This is a genomic window from Bacillus sp. NP157, assembly GCA_018889975.1.
In the GTDB taxonomy this organism is placed as follows: domain Bacteria; phylum Pseudomonadota; class Gammaproteobacteria; order Xanthomonadales; family Rhodanobacteraceae; genus Luteibacter.
Window position 1 is genome coordinate 609,381 of sequence record CP076546.1, and the last position, 20,826, is coordinate 630,206.

A 20,826-nucleotide genomic window follows, 5' to 3' on the forward strand; every position below is an offset into this window, starting at 1 on the left:
GAATTGAGACTGCCCAACGACATCAAATTCCAGAGCCCAGGATCATCATTTCAAAGTGATTCGAAGGCGTTCCACGAGTCTTTGAATCGGTTCCATCGTCCCCGCCCCGTTGGATTTTCGCGCGCAGGCGCGCTCCTACACGCAAATCTCGCGCGGGCTGCAAGAACAGACCTCGGCGCCCACCCTCGAGGCGAGTTCCGCACAAGCGAGCGGCCGTAGGCCGATCAAGTACATGGGCCGCGGCTGCGGCCACCCTTGTCGAGCGCGGAGGACCTGTCTGAGCAGCGAGGGTGGGCGCCGAGGGCTGGTCCTGCGAGAACGCCCGAGCGCTGCGCCTGCGACCACGTCCGAGCGCCGCCGTCCCGCGGCCACGCCCGAGCGCCGCGCGGTTTAGCCGGCGCGGCGGACTTCGCGGTGTGGGGGGTAGTAGGCGAAGAGGTGGGTCGCGCCGCCGAGGAAATCGATGTTATCGATGTGCTCGCCACCGAGGCGCTCGGCGACGTGGTCGGACGCCTCGTTACCGATGCGGACCAGGCTGATCACGCGCTGGGCGTGCATCTCATTCCATGCGAAGTCGAGGATCGCATTGCCCGCCTCGGTCGCATAACCGTGGTGGCGGTGCTCCGGCTTCAGCATCCAGCCCAGTTCCAGGTCCGGCCAACCCTCGGGCTTCATCAGGCCGGCGCGGCCGATGAATTCGCCGGTGTCCTTCAGTTCGATCGCCCACATGCCACAGCCACGCAACGCCCAATGGCCCAGCAGCATGGCCATCGAGCGCCACGCATTCATGCGGTCGAGGGGCTGGCCGTCGCCGATCCAGCGCGTGCTTTCGGCATCGGCCAGCATGCTGGCGTAATCGTCGAAATGGCGTTCGGTGAGCGCGGTGAGTCGCAGTCGCGACGTTTCCAGGACAGGGATATCTGAGTTTGCCATCGAGGTGACCAAAGGTTTCAACCGAGCAGGGCAGCCAGAGCGTGTGTGCTCAGCCGAAGGCTTTCCTGCCAGGACAAGCCGGTTATTTTCTCACCAGTTGCGGCGTCTTCAAAGGCTTCTTCCTGCCCCGGCGCCAGCAAATGCCGGTAATCGACTGTAATTTCAGTGCCTTGCGGCAAGTCTTTGAGAGCGAAAATAAATCCCAGGTGCCAGAGGCCCGTGGGCTGGAAGCTGTGGTTCACGTAACACTCGTCCGGCCAGTCGGGCGACAGCGTGTAGCGGTCCTCGAACCAGCGCGCGGCGGCGTGGAGGTCGGGGGAGCCCTGGATATCGTGCCAGGCGTGGGTCGAGTCGATGGCGTCGGGTGCCGTGACGATGCGCCCCGCGGCGACGGATTCCTCGACGAACAAACCCTTGCCGGCCCCCGGTATGGAGGACTCGGCGATGCGGTAACGCGGAAGGATCATTGGATCTTCAGGCCCCTGTGTCCTGCGCGCGGGCGATTGGCCCCGGCATGGGGCGCGAGTGTAGCGCTTCCACCGCCCAGTGGAAGAGGCCGTCCCGCCCATGCCGGCCTCTCCACCGGACGCCCGGCTCAGCCGCCGGTGCCCGCGGCGGCGGCCTTTTTCGGTTTCGGCGCCGCCGGGGCCTTGGTGGGGGCGGCTTTCGCCGTCGCCTTGCCGCCGTCGACCTGGATCGCATCGCGGTTGCGCTCGACCAGTGAGGGGCCGATGCCCTTCACCTCGGTGAGCTGGTCGGCCGAGTCGAACGGCCCGTTCGCTTCGCGCCACGCGATGATGGCCTGCGCCTTGGCCAGGCCGACGCCATCGAGTGACTGGGCAAGCGTGCCGGCATCGGCGGTGTTGATGTTCACCGGCGTGGACGCGAAGGCGGGCGCGGCGAGGAGGGTGGCAGCGAGGACGAGAGATCGCACGATCATGGAAGAAGCTCCTTCATAGGCTTGGCGCCGGATGGCGCAGGAGAACTTTGCAACCGTGCCAGCCGTGGCATAACCAGCGCCCACGGTAGCGGCGTGTGCGCCGCGGTCGCCGCGCCACGCAGGCCCCGGCCGACATCCCGAAGGCCGCCGCCGTCGGCGCTGCTACAATCGTCCTTTGCCCCACTGAGCAAGGCGTGCCATGGATACCTCTCGCATCAACTCCTTCGTCAGCGGCCTCTGGGACGCGGAAATCGTCCCGCAGCTGGTCGAATACATCCGCATCCCGAACAAGTCGCCGATGTTCGACGCGCAGTGGCGTGAGCACGGCTACATGGAGCAGGCGGTGACGCTGATGGAGACCTGGGCGCGCAGCAAGCTGCCCGCGTTCGACGGCGCCACGCTGGAAGTGGTGCGCCTCGAAGGCCGCACCCCGCTGATCTACATCGACGTGCCCGCACAGGGCATCAACGGCAAGGGCACCGACGAGACCGTCGTGCTCTATGGCCACCTGGACAAGCAGCCGGAGATGACCGGCTGGGCCGACGACCTCGGCCCGTGGACGCCGGTGATCAAGGGCGACAAGCTCTACGGCCGCGGTGGCGCCGACGACGGTTACGCCATCTTCGGATCGCTCGCCGCCTTGCTGGCGCTGCGCGACCAGGGCGTGCCGCACGCACGCTGCGTGATCATGATCGAGGCCTGCGAAGAGTCGGGTAGCTACGACCTGCCGTACTACGTCGACCACCTGGCCGAGCGCATCGGCAACCCCGCCCTGGTCGTTTGCCTGGACTCGGGCTGCGGCAACTACGACCAGCTGTGGCTGACCACGTCGCTGCGCGGCATGACCGGCGGTAACCTCACCGTGCAGGTCCTGGACGAGGGCGTGCACTCAGGCGACGCATCGGGCGTGGTGCCGTCGAGCTTCCGCATCCTGCGTGACCTGCTCAGCCGCCTCGAAGACCAGGAGACCGGCCGGATCGTACCGAAGGAACTGTACGTCGACATCCCGGAGCAGCGCGTGGCCCAGGCCCGCAAGTCGGCCGAGGTGCTGGGCACCGACATCTATGACAAGTTCCCGTTCGTCGAGGGCATGAAGCCGGCCGCCGACGACCTGACCGAACTGGTCCTCAACCGGACCTGGCGTCCGCAGCTGGCCGTGACCGGCGTGGGTGGCATGCCGCCGCTGGAAAGCGCCGGCAACGTGCTGCGCCCGAAGACGTCGGTGAAGCTCAGCCTGCGCGTGCCACCGACGCTGAACGGCGCCGAGGCCGGCAAGTTCCTCAAGCAGTTGCTCGAAAAGGATCCGCCCTATGGCGCGAAGGTCACTTTCGCGCTGGAAAAGGACGGCAGCGGCTGGAACGCCCCGGCGCTCTCGGCGTGGCTGGAAGAAACCGTGGCGCAGGCTTCGCAGGATTACTTCGGCCAGCCTGCCGCGTACATGGGTGAGGGTGGCAGCATCCCGTTCATGGGCATGCTGGGCGAGAAGTTCCCGCAGGCCCAGTTCCTGATCACCGGCGTGCTCGGCCCGCATTCCAACGCCCACGGCCCGAACGAATTCCTGCACATCCCGACCGGCAAGCGCGTGAGCATGGTCGTGGCGAGCGTGGTTGCCCGCCACTTCCAGGAAGCGGCCGGCGCATGACCGACGGCCTCGACACGCTCGCTGGCCGCCTGGCGGCCGTGCGGGCGGGGATCGACGCGGCCTGCCACGCGGCAGGCCGCGACCCGGCCGGGGTCACCCTCTTGCCGGTCAGCAAGACGTTCGACGCCGGCGTGGTCCGCGAGGCCAACGGCCTTGGCCTGCGCCGGTTCGGCGAGAACCGGGTGCAGGAGATCCAGTCCAAGGCGGCCGAGCTGGACGCCCCTGGCCTTGAATGGGTGGTCATCGGCCACCTGCAGACGAACAAGGCGAAGGCCGTCGCCGCGCTCGCCAGCGAGGTGCAGTCGCTGGATCGCCTTGACCTCGCCGTCGCCCTGGACAAGGCACTGCAGGCCCAGGGCAGGGCGATCGACGTGCTGGTGCAGCTGAAGACTTCCGGCGAAGAGAGCAAGACCGGGTTGCCGCCGGGTGACCTGCTGGGCTTCCTGGCCGAGCTCAAGGCCTTCCATTCGTTACGCGTCCGCGGCCTGATGACGATCGCCGAGCATTCCGACGACGAAGCGTTGGTCCGGGCCAATTTCCGCAGTGTGTATCAGTGGCGTAACAGCGCCCGCGACGCCGGTTTCGAGCTCGAGCGGCTGTCCATGGGGATGAGCGGCGATTACGCCCTGGCGATCGCCGAAGGCAGCACGGAAGTTCGCATTGGCAGCTCAATATTCGGGGCGCGGAATTACAAGTACTAATCAGTTCAATTAATCCGTTCCGGCAATCGAGCGCCTGTGACAGGCCCTTTATTCGCTCACATACGTGAAGCAAGTGCCTAAATCTGTTCAGTATTGTGAGTGAATCCGCGTTATTTATTGCGGATTCTCTGAATATTTCCTAGGAATGGCCGTTTTTAACTTTATGCCAACAACAGGGGGGAAGGGGTTTGCTAACTTCACCACTCGTTCACGGTCGTCTCACCTAAACGGCGGCTTAACTTTCACGATGACAGGCCTTCTCGCTCATGCATTTCAAGCGACTGACCGCTCTCGCGCTAGCTACCTGCTGTATCGGTGCCGTTACACCTGCTTTTGCTGACAACGTCCAGGCTCCACAAGGCCTTGACCAATCCGCGACGCTTTTGCTGACCGACCTCCCGGTGTTTGCCCCGGCCACTGGCCTGGCGCAGTCGATCATCCCGGACGTCACCTCCCTGACCGCGCCGAAGCCCAGCACCACGGTGGCTGCGGCCCAGGCTGAACAGGAAGCCGACGCCGTCGACGGCGACGATGACGACGATAGCCTCGTCGCTGCCGCCACCGCCCGCCTCGCCGGCCACGTCGACGGGCATGCCCGCGAAGCGCTGCTCACCTTCGCCATGAAGCTGCGCGACATCCGTTACCACCGCGGCGGCCGTACGCCCACCGCCGGTTTTGATTGCAGCGGCTTCGTCCGCTACGTGTTTGCCCACAGCATCGGCCTCGACCTGCCGGCCAACTCGGCCAGCCAGTTCCTCGCCGGTCTGTCGGTGAAGCGCAACGACATGAAGACGGGCGACCTGGTTTTCTTCCGCACCCGCGGCAAGGCCATCTCGCACGTCGGCATTTACATCGACAACGGCCAGTTCATCCACTCCCCGTCGGCTGGCAAGACGGTGCGCGTGGATAGCCTCAACGAGGCTTACTGGTCGAAGCACTTCGCGGGCGCCAAGCGTCCCGAAGGTATCGCCAAGATCTGACGGGTCCCTTCAACGACTTTTCCGAAACGGCATGCCCAGGCATGCCGTTTTTTTTTGGCCTCCGCTAACGCGGTAGAAATCCACCGACGATGAGCCACTGCTCGAGCAGGTCCGGCCACGTCCGCAGGGCGCGCTTGTCGGCGGCCAGGCCGGTGCCGTGCACGCCCTTCTCGTACACGTGCAGCTCGGCTGGTACACCGGCGCGCTTCAGCGCGAGGAAGTACTCGACGCTGCCTTCGACCGGAATCGTGTCGTCGTCGGCCGTGTGGTAGATGAAGGTCGGCGGCGTTTTCGCCGTGATGTGCCGGATCGGCTGGTAACGCTCCAGGTACGCCGACGTGCAGGTCGACGCGGGGATCTTCAGCGCCTTGCAGTACGCAAGGCCCTTCTGCGCACTGTCGAACATGGAGAAGGCGGGGTAACCGAGGATCACGAAATCCGGCCGCGGGCTTTGCCGGGCGATGGCGTCGTCAGGGCCGCCCGGCACCGGGCCGTCGGCGGTCTCCAGCACGCCGCCCAGGTGGCCGCCCGCCGAGAAACCGATGTAGCCCACCTTGTCCGTTGCGACGCCGTAGTCCTTCGCGTGGGCGCGGACGTACTGCACGGCGCGTTGCGCATCCATGAGTGGCGTGGGCATGGGGTACGTGTTGCCCAGGCGGTAGCGCAGCACGAAGGCGGTGACACCGCGGCTGGCAAACCAGTCCGCCACTTCGCGGCCTTCGAGATCGCCGGCGAGCCCGAGGTACGAGCCGCCGGGTGCGACGATGACTGCCGTGCCGTTGGGCGTGCCGAACGGCGGGAAGATCGAAAGCGACGGGATGTCTTCAACGGCGTGGCCCTTCGCGCCCGGGGGCGTGCCGTTGTAGAGGGGCACCGTGGCCAGGTGCAGCATGGGATCGCCCAGGGGCGTGGCGTCCTGCGCATGGGCGCAGGCGCCGGCGAGGAGGGCGGTCATGGCAAGCAGGCGTGCTTTCACTGGCGTGGGATCCTTCTCGCGGGTCGCCATGCGCGGCGTGGACCGTCGAGGGTACGGTAAAATCGGTCCACGATGCCCAAGCCCACCCACACACCCACCTTCGGCCTTGCGCGGGTCCTCTCCAAACGCGGAATCTGTTCACGCAGCCAGGCCGAAAAGCTGGCGCGGGAGGGCAAGGTGCGCGTGGATGGCAAGGTCGTGCGCGATCCCGAGTTCCGCATTCGTGGACCCGAGCGCATCGAGATCGATGGCGCTGGCGCTACGGAGGCGGCGGCGACGGTCTACCTGGCAATGAACAAGCCGCGCGGCATCGTGGTGTCGGCATCCGACGAGCGCGGGCGCGACACCGTGTATTCCCTGCTGGAAGGCGCGGGGTTGCCGTGGCTGGGGCCGGTCGGACGCCTCGACAAGGCGAGCGAGGGCTTGTTGCTGTTGTCCAACGACACGGTGTGGGCGGCGGGCATCACCGACCCGGCGACGCACGTGCCGAAGACATACCACGTACAGGTCGCCGGCCATCCGGGCGCATCGACGATCGACGCGATGCTCGCGGGCATCGTCGACGAAGGCGAGTGGCTCAAGGCGGGCGCTGCGTCGTTGCTGCGGCAGGGCGAGAAGAACGCCTGGCTGGAGGTGACGCTGGACGAAGGGCGCAACCGACACATCCGCCGGCTGATGTCGGTGCTCGGCTTCGAGGTGCAGCGCCTGGTGCGCGTGGCCATCGGTGGGCTGCCGATGGGCGAGTTAGCCAAGGGTACGTGGCGGCACCTGACGGCAACGGAAGTCGAGGCGCTCCGCCGCCGCTAAAGGCATCTGTAGGAGCGCGCCTGCACGCGATGGGGGATAACGCGACCACCCATCGCGCGCAGGCGCGATCCAACAGCGCCAGTTTTATCAGGCCTTGAGAATGCCGAGCTTCTTGCCAACCCGGGTGAACGCGGCAATCGCCTTGTCCAGGTGTTCGCGGGTGTGGGCAGCGCTCATCTGGGTTCGGATGCGTGCCTTGCCCTGCGGTACCACGGGGAAGAAGAAGCCGGTGACGTAGATGCCTTCATCGAGCAGTTCGCTGGCCATGGCCTGGGCCTGCTTCGCGTCGTAGATCATCACCGGGACGATCGGGTGCACGCCAGGGCGGATGTCGAAGCCGGCCTCGGTCATCTTCTCGCGGAAATAACGGGTATTTTCCTTCACCTTGTCGCGCAGGTCGCCGGCGGCGGCGAGCATGTCGAACACCTTGCTGCCCGCGGCGACCACGTGGGGCGGCAGCGAGTTGGAGAACAGGTACGGGCGCGAGCGCTGCCGCAGCATCTCGATGACTTCGCGTCGGCCGGTGGTGAAGCCGCCGAGCGCACCGCCAAGTGCCTTGCCCAGGGTGCCGGTGACGATGTCGATCTTGTCGAGCACGCCATGGAATTCCGCCGAGCCGCGGCCGGTATCGCCGAGGAAGCCGGTGCAATGGCATTCGTCGATATGGACCAGGGCGTTGTACTTCTTCGCCAGCGCGGTGATCTCATCCAGCGGCGCGATGAAGCCATCCATCGAGAACGCACCGTCGGTGGTGATCAGCTTGGTCCGCGCGCCGGCGGCGTCGGCAGCCTGCAGCTGCGCTTCCAGGTCGGCCATGTCGCAGTTGGCGTAGCGGAATCGCTTGGCCTTGCACAGGCGGATGCCATCGATGATCGAGGCGTGGTTCAGCGCGTCGGAGATGATCGCGTCTTCTTCGCCGAGCAGCGGCTCGAACAGGCCGCCGTTGGCATCGAAGCAGGCCGCGTAAAGGATGGTGTCTTCCGTGCCGAAGAAGTCGGCGATCTTCGCCTCCAGTTCCTTGTGCAGGTCCTGCGTGCCGCAGATGAAGCGCACGCTGGCCATGCCGAAGCCGTGGGTGTCGAGGGCGTTCTTCGCGGCGGCGATCACTTCCGGGTGGTCGGCCAGGCCCAGGTAGTTGTTCGCGCAGAAGTTGAGCACCTTGCGGCCGCCTTCGAGCTCGATCTCGGCGGACTGCGGGGAAACGATGATGCGCTCGGCCTTGAACAGGCCCTGCTCGCGGATGGAGGCGAGCTCGGCGGCAAAGCGTTCCTGGGCGGGATAGGTCATGGGGGCGGCGTCCAGTCGATTGGCGAAAGTCGGATTGTAGCGTGGCCGCCCGGCCAGGCGGCCTTTCCCGATCAATGGAGGCCGAAGTCGACGCGGGTGGTCTTGCCGGGGTCGTCGATGCCCTTGGGATCCAGCTTGGGCGCCTGGACGAAGACGCGTTTATCGTCGACCTTGCCTTGCAGCCACTGGCGCACGGCGTTTGCGCGGCGTTCGGCGAGGTGGCGCAGGGCGTCTGCGTCCACCGGCATGTTGGTTTCCATCAGCGTGCGCATTTCTTCCGGCGGTTGCGACTTCGTCAGGCCGATGATGTTCTTCGGCTTGGGGAACGACGCATGGCGGTAGGCGCGTTCGAGGTACTTGTCCTGCTGTTCCGGCGTGGGCGGGGTGGTGTCGTCGCCCTTGTCGTTGACCTGTTCCTGGTGGACCAGGTCGTCGACCATCACCTTGCGCAGGCCGGCTTCGTCCTTGCTCGCGTCGACGCGGCCGATGATGTCGAGGTTGATCGACGGTTTGTTGGTAAGCACCTTGGCCAGTTCGCCGAGCTTGGTCGCGGCCGCGGGGTCCAGCGCGTCGGAGCCTGGCGCGAACTCCACGTAGCCGAGGTCTTCGCGGCCGCCGCCGGCGGAGGCGAGCAGGCGGAACGGCGAGGTCACGGCCTTGACGATCAGGTTGCCGATGGCGCGCCACACCAGGCCGCCGACGCTGAAGTGCGGATCGTCGAGCGAGCCGGTGACCGGCACGTGGACGTCGATGCGACCTTCGCTGTCGCGCAGGAGGGCGACGGCGAGCTTCACCGGCAAATGGCTGATGCCTTCGCCCTCGATGCGGTCGCCGAAGGTCAGTTGGTCGATGAAGATGTGGTTGTCGGCGTTGAGCTTGCGTTGGTCCAGCGCGTAGTGCACGTCGACGTTGAGCCGTCCCTGCGTGATCGGGTAACCCGCGTAGCGGCCGGAATACGGCGACAGGTTGGTCAGCTGGATGCCTTCCGCCTTCGCGGTGATGTCGAGGAAGGCCACCGGTGCGAGCGGATTGATCGTGCCTTCGATGTCGACCGGGGCATTGCCGTCGAGCCGGCCTTGCAGCGTGAGCGCGGCCGGCGGGGCACCGGCGACGGTGCCGAACGCGCCGATCTTGCCGGTGAGGTCCGTGACGTCGGCGGTGTAATTCGGCTTGATGAAGTTATCGGTGTAGTTGAGCCGGCCCTTGGTGAGGGTGACCTGGCCAATGCGGATGTCGGCTTCCGGCCCCGCGGCGGCCGGTACGGCGACGGGCTCGTCGGTCTTTTTCGGCGCGGGGTTGGCTTGCGCCTGTGTCACGGAGACGGCACCCGGCGCTTCCGGGCTGGCGACGACGTCCTGCAGGTTGAGGCGGCCGGTCGCGTTGACGATGACGCGGGCATAGAAGTCGTCGAGCGCCAGGCCGCCGATGTCGACCCGTGGCACGCCTTCACCCAGCGCAAGCGCCATGTTCGTTGCGCTCAGGGAATTCCAGCGCAGGAAGTCGTCGTTGGTGACCTTGTCCTGCACGCGCACGCGGCCGAGCGTGGCCTTGCCGCGATAACCGATGCGCGCGGCATCCTTCCCGCGATCCGTGTAACGCGCCTGCCCGTCGAGGCTGAGCAGGCCACTGGCCACCGTGACGTTCAGCGGTACGGTGACAAGGGTCTGCAACGGCGCGATATCCAGTTGCGTGGCCTGCAGCGTCAGGTCCGCGTCGAGCGGCGCGGGGCGGACCTTGCCGGTGACGGCGAATGTCCCGTCACCCAGCGCGCCCTTCAGGTCCAGCGCGATGGGCTTGCGCAGGTCGTCGGAAAGGCCGTCTATCCCGAAGGCGCTGGCGGTGAGGTTGATGCCGTTGCGCTTGCCCGGTGCCTTAGCATCGCGCAGCGTCACCCTGCTGTTGCCCAGTCCGACATGGCCGACGCTCCAATGCCAGCCCTGGCCCGCGGGATGCGCCGCACTCGCGTTGGCGGGGAGCAGGCTGAGGATATCGACGTTGCCGTTGGCGAGGCGCTTCACGTCGAGTGCGAGCCCTTCAAGCAGCAACGTATCGATGCGCGCTTCACTCGTGGCCATGTCGACCGTGGCGATCGTGGCCGTGAGCGACTTCCACGTGATGGGCGAGGCCCGGCCGCCATGCGGCACCAGGTTGAAGCCATCGAGCCGGGCTTTCGCCCGTTCCAGCCGTACCGTGGCGGCCTCATGCCAGTCGGCCTTCAACGCGCCATCGGCCGTGAAGCTGCCGCCGGTGATATCGGCGTCGAGCATGGGCGGCGTGAGCGGCATCAGCGGCGCCAGCGACACCTGCCTGACCTCCACCTTGCCGTCGTAGTGGCTTGCAGCCAGGTCAAACGCGCCGACGGTCGACAGCGAGCCACTGGCCAGGCTGGCGGAGACGTGGAGTGCGGCCGGCGGTGCCTTCACGGTGCTCAGCCCGCGCAACGTACCCGTCAGGTTCTCAAGGGTGAGGTGCGCCGGCGCGGGCGCGGCGAGGTCGGCGTAGTCGATGCGCGTGCTTGCGAGCGTCAACGTGTCGATGCGCACGTCCGTCGGCACGGCCTTGGGTTCCGGCTTCTCCGGGCCACCCATCAGCGCGTCAAGGTTGCTCTTGCCGCCGGGCAGCCGCGCGTAGCGCAGGGCGGCATCCTTGATGGTGACCGCACCGAGCCGATAGCGCGAGGTGATCGGGTCCAGCACGGCAAGTTCGGCCTCGCCGCGCCCGATCGCGAGCAGCGCACCGCCATCCTTGCCGGTGACCTTGAGCCCATCCAGCCCCAGCCGACCCTTGATGCGCACGATCGGCTGCTTCTCGCCCATGGCGAAATCCACCACGAGCACGCCGGACAACTTGCCCTCGGGGACGCTGACCGGCAGCGGCGTGGGGATGAAGCCGATGTAGCGGGGCAGGTCGAGCTGGTCGAGGTGGAAGGTGATGGTCGACTCGTGGCTGTTTGCGAAGGGCTTGGTCTGGCCCTGCGCCCTGAACGGGCTTCCGTCGATGGTCATGGCCAGCAGGGGCTGGACGAAAATATCGGTGTCGCTGGGCAGGCTGGCGATGAACGGAATGCCGAGTTCGAAGTGATCCACGCGGTGCTGCGCGTTGAGCACGCGGTCGTCGAAATCGATCTGTCCGCCGTGGATGGCGATGTTGGACAGCGCGAAGCGGGCAGGGCCGGTATCGGGCGCGGCAGGCTCGCTATTGAGGCGCTGGAGAATGTCGGTGAAGTTGAACTGTTGCGGCGCGGTGCGCTGCAGGTGCACCTGCGGGTTGTCGATCCGCAACTCGTCGAGGATCGGCGCCGCGCGGAACAGTGACGCCCACGACGCGTCCGCAATGATCCGCCCGACATCGACGAAAGCCGTCTTGCCGTCCGCTTCGGCCACGTGCACGCGTTCGAGGGTGAGCCGCAGGGTGAAGGGGTTGAAACGTGCGTCGCCCACGCTGACCGGGCGGCCCAGGGCGGCGCTGGCGCGCGTAGCGATCTGGGAACGGATGATCGAGGGGGCGGCGAGGAAGCCGAGCAATGCGAAAAGGACCAGGGCGATACCCAGGCCGAGGGCGATGCGCCGGGCCCGGCGCGACCGGTAGGTAGCGAGGGCGCGGTCGCGTGCGTCCCCCCAGGGGAGGTTCCGCCAGCCTTTGCGAGTGTCCATGCCGACGACCTCTTTCTACGCGTTACCCCCGGCGGAAAGTGTACTCGCCGGGGGTGCGCATGGAATGGGGCGAACTCCTAAAAGCTGCCGCTCCCGTAGGAGCGCGCCTGCGCGCGATCGCGCGCAAGCGAGCTCCTACGGGGATGGGGTCAGGTCCAGCTGCAGACGACCTTGCCGCAGACGCCGGCGTCCATCAGGTCGAAGCCCTTCTGGAAGTCGTCGATCGCGATCTGGTGGGTGAGCACCTTCTGCAGCGGGAAGCCGGTGAGCACCATCTGGGTCATCTTGTACCAGGTCTCGTACATCTTCCGGCCGTAGATACCCTGCAGGGTCAGGCCCTTGAAGATCACCTTGTCCCAGTCGATGCCGGCGCCGCGCGGCATGATGCCGAGCATGGCGACCTTGCCGCCGTGGTACATGCACTCGAGCATGTCGTTGAAGGCGCGCGGGTTGCCGCTCATCTCCAGGCCCACGTCGAAGCCTTCGATGTGCAGGTCCTTGACCACGTCCTTCAGCGACTGGTTGGCGACGTTGACCACGCGGGTGGCGCCCATGTCGGCGGCCAGCTTGAGGCGGTAGTCGTTGACGTCGGTGACGACGACGTTGCGGGCGCCCACGTGCTTGGCGATGCCGGCGGCGATGATGCCGATCGGGCCGGCGCCGGTGATCAGGACGTCCTCACCGATCAGGTCGAATTCGAGCGCGCAATGCGCGGCGTTGCCGTACGGGTCGAAGAACGCGGCCAGTTCCGACGGGATCTGGTCCGGGATCGGCCACAGGTTCGAGGCCGGCATGGTCATGTATTCGGCGAAGGCGCCGTTGCGGTTCACGCCGATGCCGACGGTGTTCGGGCACAGGTGCTGGCGCCCGGCACGGCAGTTGCGGCAATGCCCGCAGACGATGTGGCCTTCGGCGGACACGCGGTCGCCGATCTTGTAGCCGGTGACGCCCGGGCCGATCTCGGCGATGCGGCCGACGAATTCGTGGCCGATGGTGAGGCCGGGGGTGATGGTGCGCTGCGACCACTCGTCCCACTTGTAGATGTGCAGGTCGGTGCCGCAGATCGCGGTTTTTTCGACCTTGATCAGCACTTCGTTCGGGCCCGGGGTGGGGACCGGCACTTCTTCCATCCAGATGCCTTGTTCGGCGTGGCGCTTGACCAGCGCTTTCATCGTCTGCTGCATGGGCTTTCAGGTTCTCGTGGGGGAGGGGCCGCGGGGGCAGGCCAAACCCCGATTATAAGTCCTCCCGCCCCGGCCTGCTGGCTCGACTGGCCTGGCTCCCAGCGGCGCTCGGGCGTTCGGGCACGAAGAGCCCTCGGCGCCTACCCTCGCTGCTCAGACAGCGTTCTGGCGTGCGAAAAGGAGGGGCTGCTCCGCAGCCCGTTTTCCTATTGGCCTTCGGCCGCGCACCGGCTGCCGGGCGGCGGTTCTTGATTCGGCATCCTGCCTCAACAAGAACGGCCGGCCATCGTGGCCGGCCCCCTGCGGGCTTCTTCCGCCCGGCCCCCTCGCCGCCACGAACTCGCCTCGAGGGTAGGCGCCGAGGGCTCTTCCTCCACGTACCCGCACGCTGGGTTGGACGACCCGACGCTACGGCGGCGGCTCGTGTAGGAACGCGCCTGCGCGCGAATGGGATTGCCTAAACACAGCAGGTACCAGAGCCCACGATCATCATTTCCATGTGATTCGATCGCGTTCGCATCATTCGATGAATCAGGTTCCAGCATCCCCGCCCTGTCGCCCAATCGCGCGCAGGCGCGCTCCTACAGACAAGGCTTGCGGCGGGCTGCAAGAACAGACCTCGGCGCCCACCCTCGAGGCGAGTTCCGCACAAGCGAGCAGCCGAAGGCTAATCAAATACATGGGCCGCGGCTGCGGCCACCCTTGTCGAGCGCGGAGGACCTGTCTGAGCAGCGAGGGTGGGCGCCGAGGGCTGGTCCTGCGACCACGTCCGAGCGCTGCTCCTGCGACCACGCCCGAGCGTCGCGCAGAGGTCGGACCCCGAGGCAGGCGCAGGGCGTTGCCAGCGGATGGCGGGCCCCTCTAGGGTGGGCCAGCTTTGGAACCGACGGGACAGGTGAGACGATGCGAATCCGAACCATGATGCTGGGAGCCGCCATGGCTTTGGCGCTGGAAGCAAAGGCAGACGAAGGCATGTGGATGCCCTCGCAACTGCCTTCGATTGCGAAAAACCTCAAGGCTGCGGGCTACAAAGGCAACGCCGCCGACCTCGCCGACCTGACGAAAGCACCCCTCAACGCCGTCGTCCGCGTTGGCGGCGGCACCGGCTCCTTCGTCTCCGCCGACGGCCTGCTGGTCACCAACCACCACGTCGCCTTCGGCGTCATCCAGTACAACTCCAAACCCGACCGCGACCTCATCACCAACGGCTACGTCGCCGCCGACCGTGCCGGCGAACTGCCCGCCAATCCGGACTACCGCGCCCGCGTCACCGTCGGTTTCGACAAGGTCACCGATCGCATCCTCGCCGACGCGAAGGGCAAGACGGGCAGGGCGTACTACGACGCCATCGACGCCGCCAGCAAGGCGCTGGTCGCCGAGTGCGAAAAGGAAGACGGCATCAAATGCAGCGTGGCCAACATGTTCTACGGCCGCGACTTCTACCTCGTGAAACAGATGGAGCTGCGCGACCTTCGCCTGGTCTACGCCCCGCCGCGCGCCATCGGTAACTACGGCGACGAAACCGATAACTTCATGTGGCCGCGCCACGCCGGCGACTTCACCATCCTGCGCGCCTACGTCGGGCCGGACGGCAAGCCGGCCGACTACTCGCCGGACAACAAGCCCTACCACCCGCCGTCGCACCTGCAGATCGCCACCGAAGGCGTGGCCGAGGGCGACTTCGTGATGCTGGCGGGTTACCCGGGCATCACCTATCGCCATCGCACCGCGGCGGAATTCGCCGACCAGGTGGAGTGGCGCCTGCCGACCTCGGTCGCCGTGCTGAAGGCGCTTCAGGACGTGATCGAAGCACAGGGCAGGAACGACAAGGACGCCGCGATCCGCTACGCCTCGCAGCTGCAGTCGCTGAAGAACGGCATCAAGCGCTTCAGCGGTGAGCTGGAAGGCCTCCAGCGCAGCAACGCCGTGGCCACGCGTCGCGACGACGAAGCCGCGATGCTGGCCTGGCTGGCCACCCAGCCGGAGGCGGCGACGCTGAAGCCGCGGATCGACCAGGTCGTCGCGTTGATCGCCCAGGGCAAGGACGTGCGCGAGCGCGACCTGCTGCTCGGCTTGCTGTCGAGCCAGACCCAGTTGATGCGTGGTGCCCTGAACGTCGATCGCCTCGCCGTGGAGCGGCCGAAGGCCGACGCGGCCCGCGAGAGCGGCTACCAGAAACGCGACGAGGAACTGATCCAGAGCCAGCTGAAGCAGATCCAGCGCCGCTATGACCCGACCGTCGAGAAGGCCCTGGTCACCTCGTTGCTCACCCGCTACCAGAAGCTTCCGGCCGCGCAGCACGTGGCCGAGGTGGACGCGGTGTTCGGCACGACGCCGGCCGCGCTCGCCCGAGCGCTGGAGCACATCTATGGCGCGACGAAGTTCGGCGACGAAGCCGAACGGAACCGCCTGTTCGCGGCGAGCCCGGCCGAGGTGGAAAAGAGCGATGACGCGTTGCTCGTCGCCGCCCGTGCCCTGCGCCCGGCGTTGCTGCGCATCGAGGACGAGAAGAAGGGTCGCGATGGCGACCTGATGCGCCTGCGCCCCGCCTACATGCAGGCGTTGATCGGCTATCGCGAGAAGCAGGGCAAGGCCGTCTATCCCGACGCCAACTCGACGCTGCGCGTCAGCTACGGCAAGGTCACGCCGCTGGCGGCACGCGATGCGGTGAGCTACGCGCCGCTGACCACCGTGCAGGGCATCGTCGAGAAGAACACCGGCGTCGCGCCGTTCGACGCGCCGAAGCCCCTGCTCGACGCCATCGCAAAGGGTGACTTCAAGGGCTACGCCGATCCGGCGTCGGGCGCCATGCCGGTCGACTTCCTCTCCAACCTCGACACCACGGGCGGCAACTCCGGCTCGCCGGTGCTCAACGCGAAGGGTGAGCTGGTCGGGCTGAACTTCGACAGCAACTGGGAGGCGGTCAGTGCCAGCTGGATGTACGACCCGCGCTACAAGCGGGCCATCCACGTCGACATGCGCTACATGCGCTGGCTGATGGACAAGGTTTACCCGTCCCCCGCGCTGCTCAGGGAACTGGGCGTGCCCGCACGCTGAAACGCGGACCCATGACCTCCGGCACATAGGCGCCGGAGGCCGTGGCCTGCGATTGTTATGTTGTAACGTTTTTCAGGAGGAATACCCATGCGTCGCCTTGCCCTCGCCGCGGCCCTTGCCGCCGGCCTCGTTCCTGCCGCCCACGCCGTCGAAGGCATGTGGCAGCCCGCGCAGTTGCCGAAGATCGCCGGCATGCTCAAGCAGCATGGCCTGAAGCTCGATCCGGCCACGCTGACCGACCTGACCGCCTACCCGATGGGCGCGATCGTCAGCCTCGGCGGCTGCACGGCGTCGTTCGTGTCGCCGGACGGCCTGGTGGTCACCAACCACCATTGCGGGTACGGCGCACTGCAGTACAACTCGACCAAGGAGAAGAACCTGATCGAGCAGGGCTTCCTAGCGAAGACCCTCGCCGACGAGCTGCCGGGCTCCCCGGACATGCGCGTGTTCGTCACCGAAGAAATCCGCGACGTGACGAAGGACGTCAACGCGAAGCTCACCGCCGGCATGAGCGGCAAGCAGCGCTTCGACGCCATCGAATTGGCGAAGAAAGAGCTGGTGAAGGGCTGCGAAACCGACGGTTATCGTTGCGACGTCTACACGTTCCATGGCGGCTACAGCTACCAGCTGATCAAGCAGCTGGAGATCAGGGACGTGCGCCTCGTCTACGCGCCGCCCGAGTCGATCGGCAAGTTCGGCGGCGACGTCGACAACTGGATGTGGCCGCGCCACACCGGCGACTTCAGCTACCTGCGCGCGTACGTCTCGAAGGACGGCAAGTCGGCCACGTATTCGAAGGACAACGTGCCCTACCACCCGAAGCACGTGATCAAGGTCAACGCCGACGGGCTGGACGAAGGCGACTACGTGATGGTCGTGGGCTACCCGGGCCGGACCAACCGCTATCGCCTCGCCCAGGAAGTGCAGGGCTCGATCGACTTCACGTATCCGACCCAGATCAAGCTCTACCAGGAGCAGCTCGACACGATCGCGGCGAACGGGAAGACGAACCCCGACGTGACGGTGAAGTACGCCAGCCTCGTCGCCGGCCTCAACAATTACCTGAAGAACTTCGGCGGCCAGCTCGAAGGCCTGCGCCGTGCCGACGCGGTGGCCGTGAAGCAGAAGCAGGAAGCCGACCTCGACGCCTGGCTGGCGAAGCAGGGTGGCGCGGAGAACCAGTCGCTGCAGCAGGACATCGCCGCGCTGAAGGCGAAGCTGAAGGAAGGCGATGCGACGCGTGCCCGCGATACCGACCTCGCATTGATCGCGCGCACCCAGCTCCTCTCCAGCGGCATTCGCCTTGCGCGCCTGGCCCACGAGCGGACCAAGCCGGACATGGAGCGCGAATCCGGCTACCAGCAGCGTGACGAAGTACGCATCGAGGGCGCGCTGAAGCAGATGGAGCGCCGCTACGACGCGAAGACCGACCAGGACCTGTTGACCAACGCGCTGGTTCACTACGCCAGCCTGCCGAAGGAGCAGCGCCTGCCGTCGCTCGACCAGTGGCTGGGTGGCGCGAGCACGCGACCGGCGATCCAGGCCAAAGTCGTCGCGCTGTACAAGGGCAGCAAGCTGGGCGACACCGCGGAACGCATGAAGTGGTTCAAGGCCGATGAAAAGACCCTGGCCGCGAGCAACGACAGCGCGCTCAAGCTGGCCACCGCCGTGTTGCCGGACCTGAAGAAGATCGAAGACGCCGACGACGCCCGCGATGGCGAACTGGCGAAGCTTCGTCCGCGCTACATGCAGGCGATCATCGCGTGGAAGGAATCGCAGGGCCTGCCGGTGTATCCGGATGCGAACAGCTCGCTGCGCGTGACCTTCGGCAACGTGCAGGGCGTGGCACCACGCGATGGCGTGGCCTACGCCCCGTTCACCACGGCGGAAGGCATCGTCCAGAAAAACACGGGCGAAGATCCGTTCAACGCGCCGAAGGCCGAGATCGAGGCGATCAAGGCCAAGGCGTTCGATGGCTACGCGTCGAAGAAGCTCGGCACGCTGCCGGTCGACTTCCTGGCGGACCTGGACATCACCGGCGGCAACTCCGGCTCCCCGGCGCTCGATGCGCAGGGCCGCCTCGTCGGCCTCGCCTTCGACGGCAACTGGGAATCGGTGAGCGGCGACTGGCTGTTCAACCCGAAGCTCAACCGCTCGATCCAGGTCGACGTCCGCTACATGCTCTGGGTCATGCACCACCTCGACCACGCCGATAACCTGCTCAAGGAAATGGGCGTTCCCGCGAAGTAATACGCGACGCCGGTGCCCTCCCACGGTCCCTCGGTCCGTGGGAGGGCATTCTGCCGGCGACTGACACGTCCGGCTGCTGGTCTCACCCGAAAACCTCAGTCAGCTTCAAAAGCGCAAACGCGGCAGCATAAAATCCTGCCGATGCCACGAACGGATACCAGCGCGCTTCTGCGTTGATTTTCGACGTCTCGGCAAGGATCTTGAACATTTCCGCGCGGATCTTCTCGCGATCTTCTTCGTCGCGTGCGGCATAACGTGATTCGAATGGAGTGGACATGGACGCTCCGGATGCGTGGATGGGGCTTGACGGCAGTTTGCCGTTACCAACGCGCCGAAGATGTAGGCGAATGACGATCCGGCTTGTCATCCCGCCTTGGGAGTACGGACTTTCGGCAGGTGCCGCCGACCCCTGGGCGGCCTAGGATGGAAGCTGAACGGGGAAGTGACCATGGAAGACATACTCAAGGGCGCGATCAGCGCATGCTGGTTATTCCTCCTTGCTTGGTGGGCCATCAGCGCGTGGGGAAACAAATCTGCCGTGCGCGGCGAACCGTGGCTCACCCGGGTTGTCCTCTACTGGCTCCCGCTCGCGTTGGCGTTCGCACTGCTTGGGCCGAATGCCTGGTTTCGCGGCACCTGGCTCGTCGAGGCATTCGTCCCGCATACCGATCCGGTGTTTGCTTTGTCGCTGGTCCTGGTTGCCTCCGGCGTGGCGCTGGCGTGCTGGGCGCGCTACCTGCTGGGAAAAAACTGGAGCAGCGTGGTGCAGATCAAGCAGGGGCACGAGCTGATCGAGGCCGGGCCGTATCGTTACATTCGCCATCCGATCTACACGGGTTTGTTGCTGGCCTTCGTCGGGTCGGCGCTGAAGGTGGGTGACGTGCGCGGGATTATTGCCGTGGCGATCGTCTTCGTGTCGTTCTGGCGGAAGCTGCGGATGGAGGAGCGGATGCTGGGGGAGACGTTTGGGGACGCGTACGTTGCATATCGGGGGCGTACGAAGGCGTTGATTCCCGGGGTGCTCTGAATGGTGAGGGGTGGGGTAACCTTGTGCGGATGAGTCGTGATCTTCGTCCGCTTGCCATCTTTCTCATGGGCCCGACGGCGTCGGGGAAGACGGCGCTTGCCTGTGAACTGTCCGATCGCTTCCCGTTGGGATTGATCAGCGTCGACTCGGCGCTGGTGTATACGGGGCTCGACATCGGTTCGGCCAAGCCGGACAAGGCGACGCTGGCGCGCTATCCGCATGAACTGATCGATATCCGCGACCCGGCCCTGCCGTATTCGGCCGCGGATTTCGCCGCGGACGCCACGGCGGCCATGCAGCGCGTCGCCGAACGGGGCCAGGTGCCCTTGCTGGTCGGCGGCACCGGCCTGTACTTCCGCTCGCTCCAGCGTGGTCTGTCCGACTTGCCGGAGGCGGACCCGGCCGTGCGCGAGCGGCTTGCCGCCGAAGCGGCCGCCATCGGCTGGACGGCGATGCATGCCCGCATGGCCGCGATCGACCCCGCGGCGGGCGAACGGATCCGGCCGGGCGATGCGCAGCGGATCCAGCGCGCGCTCGAAGTCTTCGAACTCACCGGCCGGCCGATCAGCGAGCTTCAGAACGCGCCGCGCAAACCGTTTCCCTGGCGGGTGCTGAAGCTGGCCCTGCTGCCGGCGGATCGCAAAAGCCTGCATGAGCGGATCGCGCTGCGCTTCGACGCGATGCTGGCCGACGGCTTCCTCGACGAGGTGCGCGGCCTGAAAGCCCGTGGCGACCTCCACCCCGACCTGCCCGCGATCCGCGCCGTGGGCTACCGACAGGGTTGGGAATTCCTTGACGGACAAGGAGATGCCGCAAGCTTCCGTGAGCGTGGTATCTATGCCACGCGGCAGCTCGCAAAACGCCAGGTCACCTGGCTGCGGAGCGAGCTCGACGCACGAACGTTCGATCCGGATCAGGGGGATTCGTTGCCGGAAGCGGGCAGGGCGGTTGGGCAGTTCCTCGGAATGCCGACGTCGTCACGCTGACCGCTTCCAGCAGGCGTTTAAAAGCAGTTAAGATTCAAGGCACTTGGGCCGGGGCGCCGTTTGGCGTTTTTTTACCCGGACCCGTACGAGAAGCGTAGGGGAGAAGAAGAAATGTCCAAAGGGCAATCGTTGCAAGATCCGTTTCTGAATGCGCTGCGGCGCGAGCGCGTGCCGGTCGCCATCTACCTGGTGAACGGCATCAAGCTGCAGGGCACGATCGAGTCGTTCGACCAGTTCGTGGTGCTGCTGCGTAACCAGGTGAGCCAGATGGTTTACAAGCACGCCATCTCCACCGTGGTGCCGAGCCGGAATGTCCGGGTCGGCGGGCACGAGAGCCACGTCGAAACGGCGGGTGGCGACATCGAGGGTTGAGGGGCCCTCGGGCGGAACCCATATAGATACG

General features: G+C 66.2%; 17 protein-coding genes. 9 read left to right on the forward strand and 8 right to left on the reverse strand.

Translation table 11 applies throughout. From position 1 onward, the window contains the following. Positions 1–390: 390 nt before the first annotated feature. The 3 genes from KPL74_02810 to KPL74_02820 form a co-directional block, all read right to left on the reverse strand. The gene (locus KPL74_02810) at positions 391–933 is read right to left on the reverse strand and encodes a GNAT family N-acetyltransferase (protein ID QWT20950.1); all 543 of its coding nucleotides are present in this window, start codon (positions 931–933) and stop codon (positions 391–393) included. A gap of 17 nt (positions 934–950) precedes the next feature. Then, the gene (locus tag KPL74_02815) at positions 951–1,400 is read right to left on the reverse strand and encodes an SET domain-containing protein-lysine N-methyltransferase (GenBank protein QWT20951.1); all 450 of its coding nucleotides are present in this window, start codon (positions 1,398–1,400) and stop codon (positions 951–953) included. A 128-nt stretch (positions 1,401–1,528) separates the two neighbouring features. Then, entirely contained in the window at positions 1,529–1,873 is a 345-nt protein-coding gene (locus tag KPL74_02820) for a ComEA family DNA-binding protein (GenBank protein QWT20952.1), read from the reverse strand. A gap of 199 nt (positions 1,874–2,072) precedes the next feature. Between KPL74_02820 and KPL74_02825 the strand changes: the two genes are divergently transcribed. The 3 genes from KPL74_02825 (at position 2,073) to KPL74_02835 (ending at position 5,196) form a co-directional block, all read left to right on the forward strand. Further along, entirely contained in the window at positions 2,073–3,515 is a 1,443-nt protein-coding gene (locus KPL74_02825) for a M20 family metallopeptidase (GenBank protein ID QWT20953.1), read from the forward strand. Next, on the forward strand, positions 3,512–4,216 hold the full coding sequence (locus KPL74_02830; protein QWT20954.1) for a YggS family pyridoxal phosphate-dependent enzyme: 705 nt from the start codon (positions 3,512–3,514) through the stop codon (positions 4,214–4,216). The genes KPL74_02825 and KPL74_02830 overlap by 4 nt, the downstream gene beginning before the upstream one ends. A 620-nt stretch (positions 4,217–4,836) precedes the next feature. Beyond that, positions 4,837–5,196, forward strand: a complete 360-nt coding sequence (locus KPL74_02835; GenBank protein ID QWT22568.1) for a C40 family peptidase — start codon at positions 4,837–4,839, stop codon at positions 5,194–5,196. 64 nt (positions 5,197–5,260) lie between these two features. Here the strand turns inward: KPL74_02835 and KPL74_02840 are convergent, their stop codons facing one another. Continuing rightward, a complete protein-coding gene (locus KPL74_02840; GenBank protein ID QWT20955.1) occupies positions 5,261–6,172 on the reverse strand; it encodes an alpha/beta hydrolase in 912 nt (303 codons plus the stop codon). A 72-nt stretch (positions 6,173–6,244) separates the two neighbouring features. Here KPL74_02840 and KPL74_02845 point away from each other — a divergent pair, with 72 nt between their 5' ends. After that, positions 6,245–6,979: an rRNA pseudouridine synthase gene (locus KPL74_02845; protein ID QWT20956.1), complete on the forward strand. Its 735-nt coding sequence runs from the start codon at positions 6,245–6,247 to the stop codon at positions 6,977–6,979. 87 nt (positions 6,980–7,066) lie between these two features. On the opposite strand, the gene kbl is transcribed toward KPL74_02845, so the two are convergent. The 3 genes from kbl to tdh all read right to left on the reverse strand — a co-directional run bounded on the left by kbl (position 7,067) and on the right by tdh (position 13,103). After that, entirely contained in the window at positions 7,067–8,266 is a 1,200-nt protein-coding gene (gene kbl / locus KPL74_02850) for a glycine C-acetyltransferase (GenBank protein QWT20957.1), read from the reverse strand. 71 nt (positions 8,267–8,337) lie between these two features. Beyond that, positions 8,338–11,919, reverse strand: coding sequence for a DUF748 domain-containing protein (locus KPL74_02855; GenBank protein QWT20958.1), 3,582 nt, complete (start codon positions 11,917–11,919; stop codon positions 8,338–8,340). A gap of 149 nt (positions 11,920–12,068) precedes the next feature. Next, positions 12,069–13,103, reverse strand: a complete 1,035-nt coding sequence (gene tdh / locus KPL74_02860; GenBank protein ID QWT20959.1) for an L-threonine 3-dehydrogenase — start codon at positions 13,101–13,103, stop codon at positions 12,069–12,071. Between the two features lie 918 nt (positions 13,104–14,021). Here tdh and KPL74_02865 point away from each other — a divergent pair. After that, positions 14,022–16,160, forward strand: a complete 2,139-nt coding sequence (locus KPL74_02865; protein QWT20960.1) for a S46 family peptidase — start codon at positions 14,022–14,024, stop codon at positions 16,158–16,160. 87 nt (positions 16,161–16,247) lie between these two features. After that, complete coding sequence (locus tag KPL74_02870; protein ID QWT20961.1) at positions 16,248–18,410, forward strand: S46 family peptidase; 2,163 nt, start codon at positions 16,248–16,250, stop codon at positions 18,408–18,410. 82 nt (positions 18,411–18,492) lie between these two features. Here KPL74_02870 and KPL74_02875 read toward each other — a convergent pair whose 3' ends face one another. Beyond that, the gene (locus tag KPL74_02875; protein ID QWT20962.1) at positions 18,493–18,687 is read right to left on the reverse strand and encodes a hypothetical protein; all 195 of its coding nucleotides are present in this window, start codon (positions 18,685–18,687) and stop codon (positions 18,493–18,495) included. 171 nt (positions 18,688–18,858) lie between these two features. Here KPL74_02875 and KPL74_02880 point away from each other — a divergent pair, with 171 nt between their 5' ends. From KPL74_02880 to hfq, 3 genes are all read left to right on the forward strand, one after another. Further along, positions 18,859–19,437: an isoprenylcysteine carboxylmethyltransferase family protein gene (locus KPL74_02880; GenBank protein ID QWT20963.1), complete on the forward strand. Its 579-nt coding sequence runs from the start codon at positions 18,859–18,861 to the stop codon at positions 19,435–19,437. 29 nt (positions 19,438–19,466) lie between these two features. Next, positions 19,467–20,423, forward strand: coding sequence for a tRNA (adenosine(37)-N6)-dimethylallyltransferase MiaA (miaA, locus tag KPL74_02885; GenBank protein ID QWT20964.1), 957 nt, complete (start codon positions 19,467–19,469; stop codon positions 20,421–20,423). 111 nt (positions 20,424–20,534) lie between these two features. Further along, complete coding sequence (gene hfq, locus KPL74_02890) at positions 20,535–20,795, forward strand: RNA chaperone Hfq (GenBank protein QWT20965.1); 261 nt, start codon at positions 20,535–20,537, stop codon at positions 20,793–20,795. Positions 20,796–20,826: the final 31 nt, after the last annotated feature.